The following is a 539-nucleotide window of genomic DNA, read 5'->3' on the forward strand; positions in this document are numbered from 1 at the left end:
GCCTCGTCGCCTACGTCACGCCCAAGGCGAATACCTCCCTGGAAGTGGAGGCCCTCAAGGCCCACCTGCGCCAGGGCCTCCCCGAGTACATGGTGCCCACCACCTTCGTGGTGCTGGACGCCCTGCCGCTCAACTCCAACGGCAAGGTGGACCGCAAGGCCCTCCCAGAACCGGAAGCGCCCCAGTCCGGCCACACCTACGAAGCGCCGCGCACGGAGGTCGAAGCGAAGCTGGCCTCCATCTGGGCCGAAGTCCTGCGACTGCCCCGGGTGGGTGTGAAGGACTCCTTCTTCGAGCTGGGTGGACACTCACTGCTGGCCACCCAGGTCGTGTCGCGGGTCCGCGTGGAGTTCAGCGTGGAACTCCCCCTGCGCGCGCTCTTCGAATCCCCCACCGTGGAAGCGCTCGCGGGTCGTCTGGTGGGGCTGACCCGCACGAGCACTACTCAGCTCACCCGCGTCTCGCATGACGGTCCGCTGCCGTTGTCCTTCGCCCAGCAGCGGCTGTGGCTCATTGATCAGCTCGAACCGGGCAGCCCG

At 67.9% G+C, this 539-nt stretch carries 1 protein-coding gene; it reads left to right on the forward strand.

What is annotated here, in order from left to right; genetic code table 11:
• A partial coding sequence (locus D7X30_RS41410) for a phosphopantetheine-binding protein (RefSeq protein WP_147443456.1) occupies positions 1-539 on the forward strand: 539 nt, incomplete at both ends.

The sequence above is a fragment of the Corallococcus sp. AB011P genome (assembly GCF_003611605.1).
GTDB lineage: Bacteria > Myxococcota > Myxococcia > Myxococcales > Myxococcaceae > Corallococcus > Corallococcus coralloides.